The organism is Bacteroides faecichinchillae JCM 17102 (assembly GCF_000614145.1).
Lineage (GTDB): Bacteria > Bacteroidota > Bacteroidia > Bacteroidales > Bacteroidaceae > Bacteroides > Bacteroides faecichinchillae.
The window spans coordinates 1-2983 of the sequence record NZ_BAKK01000098.1; the positions used below are offsets into that span (position 1 = coordinate 1).

The following is a 2983-nucleotide window of genomic DNA, read 5'->3' on the forward strand; positions in this document are numbered from 1 at the left end:
ATCCATACTTTATGAACGCAACATTTTTCCTCGCTAAAAAAGCTATAAAGCTTCGCAAGGACGCCAAACGCAGGTTGCAGGTTGACGGAGAACACCCTTTTGCTTCTTTCATCCAAGCAAGCCAATCCTCGATTGTATCCACACGGAAACAATCACCGACAAGGGTCTCCCGTCTTACCCCCTTCACCGATTCCAGATAATCAAGGAAGAGTCCAAGTCCGTTCCTGTATGCTCTGATTGCATTCCCACTCAGATTTCTTACCTCTGTCAGATAGTGACCTTGCCATTCATTGATGCTTCCCCCACCATTATATGTTCTTTAAGTTCCTTAGTCATTTTCGAAGTATTTGTTTAACCCCGGCAGAAGTTCATCGTAACAGGCTCCGGTAACAGACTCCAGTTTTTCCGAGAACAGCGGCACGAGTTTGTAATAGTATATGGTATTCTGTAAATATCTGTGACCCATAGACCTGCTGAGGCACACCAGCTTCCTGTCCCAATCAGAAGTTGAACCGTCCCCACACCACCTGTTGATGTTTGTCACCGCATAGTTGCTTCTCAAGTCATAAGCACGGGCGTAATTATTACTGACCCGCTTCCACAGTTTTTTGAAGTTGGAACTTACCCATGCATCGGAATACGGTCTGTCGTATTCATTGGGAAAGAACGTCTTTCTTCCGGGCATGATTGCGTCCATCTTTTTGTCGTATATTTCCAGGACCTGTCTCATGGATTCATGTAATGCCACACGATGCTCATTATAGCCTTTCGTATGACAGATATTGATAATACCTGCCATCAGGTCAATATTGCAACACTCAAGAAGGCGGGCCTCGGTGGTTCGCATTCCGGAACTGTATAGAAGCCGGAAGAATACCGGAAGTTCAAGCCGGATCAACGCTGCCCGGATGTCACGGCATGTGTATGACGGGGTGAACGAGTCTGCCTCCGCAAAGAACGCAGCCAGTTCTTCCTGAGTGAACGGATGTGGTGTATACGTACAACGGTTGGCTCTGGGAGTTGTCAGAGGCAGTTGCAGTGTCGTAAACCCTCTGCCATTGGTAAACCTGACAAACTCACGGACGGCTCCGACCCTGTTGTTGCGGCTTTTTGCAGACTCTTTTTCTCCGCGCTTGCAGAAGTCATCGAGAATGCAGCTGTCAGCTTTTGGGCATTCGGATATTTTGACGCGCAGAACTCATTGAACCTTCGGAGTCTCTCCATTGTACGGTTATTGAGCCTACCCGATACCTCTATATGGGATTGGTAGGCTTCAAGCATATGGGATATGATACTCGGACGAAACGGAAGTTCGCAGACTTTGGGACATATGGCTTATGTATATAGCCGGGATCTGGAGGGTATGACGGCAACGAAAACCGTACCCCTGTTTCCGTGGCAATATGTCGGACCAGCCTTCTGATGATTATGCATCTGGCTCTATGGGTATAGTATTTTTCACTATCGCGTCTGTGACTCCATTCGGCTATCAGCATATCGTTCATTACACCGCCGTGTGATTCACAATAGCGTAGAAAAGACTTTAGGTATATTCCGGTTGCATAATCCAATCTCCCGTCTTCTGTCAGAAGATTTGTATATGCTTCAACAATCCCTCTGATATTATTCACTTCATTCATCCGTATAGGTTTTAGGTAATGGATACTTCTCTATACTGAGTCCCAGTTCTCGAAGATGCGTGATGTCTGAGTCAACATACGCTTCGACTGCCTGAGGGCAGGTATGCCCGAGAATGCCACTTATTATGACAGATTCCGTGCCTGCTCCGAGAAGTCGCGTGGCAAGATTATGTCGGAACACCCCGATTCCGCGATGACTTTCACCGGGACGTAATCCAAGTTTGTCAAAGACTCCGGATACTATAGTCCCGATACTTTTGTAAGAAAGTCGTTTTCCGGGTTGTACTTTATTGGGGAAAACGTATTCAGAACGGTCATCCGCATTTCTTTCATGCAGGATATAGGCCAACAATGCATTGCCGACATTGGCCGACAATGGCAGCACAAGGGGTTGCCCTGTCTTTACCTGTATCAACCTGATTTCTTCGTTCTCCCAATCAATGTCTCCAGATTTGATGTTTGCTATATCACAGCCGCGTATACCAGTGTACAAAGCCAAGGCTACTATGGCTTTTTCCCTCAGGGTCATTCGATTATCCAACGGATTGGACAGACAGTTCTTGATTGCTTCCACTTCAGATTCCCGTAGATTGTTATAGTTCCTTTTCTTGGATTTCATCTTCGGCAACAACGAGATGATTCGTGGAATGTCCGGTGACAGATCCCGAATCTGGTTCAATGCCAGTCTGAGGTGGGACTGGGTATGCTTTGACCCCTTTCGCTTTCCGGTCATGAAAAAATCAAGAATCAATTTGTCTGTTACGTCATTCAATATTACCGCCCCGGCAATCTGCATCTCCAATAAGAATAATGCCAACGTAGTGTATTTGGCGGATTTGGGGAGATTCTCTTCGGCTATGTTCGTTCTGTTACGAAGTTCATCCATTAAAAACTTGTAGCCTGGATTGAGCTTCTTGTAATTGGATGAAAAAAGTAATTTTGCACAAGGACGCCCATTCGGCAGATGTCCGTATTCATCAAAGGCTCTTACTGTATTGAGATACATTCTCTTAAGATCCAAAGTAAACTTTGTGTATCTCCGGCTATTCACGATGCGTTCCCAATAGTCCTCATAGGATAGGATTGGGGATTTTTCATCAAACAAAGCAGCAAGGATTATCTTCACCTCCTTTACATATACTTTGTTGTAGTTGCAACTCTCCAAATGATCAAGCAACTTTTGGTGGGTAAATTTTAATTGTTCTATATCCATATATGTATTTGGCTTTAGTGCCAGCACAAATATAGGCATGAAATTATTATCCCAACCTTAATCACGTATAATAATCTGTTTTACAGGACATACGCTTCTTTGATTGGGATAATAATGAAGTTGGGATAAA

The 2983-nt window shown here is 44.8% G+C and carries 5 protein-coding genes; 2 read left to right on the forward strand and 3 right to left on the reverse strand.

Features of this window, described 5'->3' with window-relative positions; all coding sequences use genetic code 11:
• Both JCM17102_RS32600 and JCM17102_RS32135 read right to left on the reverse strand, forming a co-directional pair.
• Window positions 1-295: site-specific integrase (locus tag JCM17102_RS32600; RefSeq protein ID WP_159106369.1), on the reverse strand; the 295-nt coding region annotated here is incomplete at its 3' end.
• A gap of 33 nt (window positions 296-328) precedes the next feature.
• Complete coding sequence (locus tag JCM17102_RS32135; RefSeq protein WP_033887227.1) at window positions 329-1039, reverse strand: tyrosine-type recombinase/integrase; 711 nt, start codon at window positions 1037-1039, stop codon at window positions 329-331.
• Here JCM17102_RS32135 and JCM17102_RS32140 point away from each other — a divergent pair.
• Together JCM17102_RS32140 and JCM17102_RS32145 are read left to right on the forward strand one after the other, a co-directional pair.
• A complete protein-coding gene (locus JCM17102_RS32140) occupies window positions 986-1270 on the forward strand; it encodes a hypothetical protein (RefSeq protein ID WP_033887228.1) in 285 nt (94 codons plus the stop codon). The two genes, JCM17102_RS32135 and JCM17102_RS32140, sit on opposite strands and share 54 nt — an antisense overlap.
• 18 nt (window positions 1271-1288) lie before the next feature.
• A complete protein-coding gene (locus tag JCM17102_RS32145) occupies window positions 1289-1423 on the forward strand; it encodes a hypothetical protein (RefSeq protein WP_275564458.1) in 135 nt (44 codons plus the stop codon).
• A gap of 209 nt (window positions 1424-1632) precedes the next feature.
• On the opposite strand, the gene JCM17102_RS20760 is transcribed toward JCM17102_RS32145, so the two are convergent.
• Window positions 1633-2853 (reverse strand): tyrosine-type recombinase/integrase, encoded by a 1221-nt coding sequence (locus JCM17102_RS20760; RefSeq protein WP_025019891.1) that lies wholly within the window; start codon window positions 2851-2853, stop codon window positions 1633-1635.
• Window positions 2854-2983 lie beyond the last annotated feature (130 nt).